Source organism: Streptomyces griseicoloratus (assembly GCF_014534645.1).
Lineage (GTDB): Bacteria > Actinomycetota > Actinomycetes > Streptomycetales > Streptomycetaceae > Streptomyces > Streptomyces griseicoloratus.
Genome location: NZ_JACVQF010000126.1, coordinates 1 through 320, shown reverse-complemented (window position 1 = coordinate 320; position 320 = coordinate 1). Strand labels below are relative to the sequence as shown.

The window sequence follows — 320 nt, the reverse complement described above, 5'->3', positions numbered from 1 at the left end:
ACGCCCGCTCCGGCAACGACAACGGAACCCAGTCACCCGACAACATCGCCACCCGCAGACCCGGACGATCACCACCGCCCGCGGCCGCCCGGTGCTCCGTGAACAACTCGAACAACGCCGGCACCGAGTTCCACACCGTCACGCCATGCGCCTCGACCAGCTCACCCCAATGCGCCGGATCACGCTCCGACCCGGGATCCGGCACCACCAGTGCCGCACCCGCCGCCAGCGTGCCGAACACGTCCCACACCGACAGGTCGAAACTCAGACTCGACACCGCCAGCACCCGGTCCCCGGCTGTCAGCCCGATCCGCTCGTTG

The 320-nt window shown here is 69.4% G+C and carries 1 protein-coding gene; it reads right to left on the bottom strand.

All coding sequences use genetic code 11. The features are described from left to right. A partial coding sequence (locus H0H10_RS03430; protein ID WP_188179291.1) for an AMP-binding protein occupies nucleotides 1–320 on the bottom strand: 320 nt, incomplete at both ends.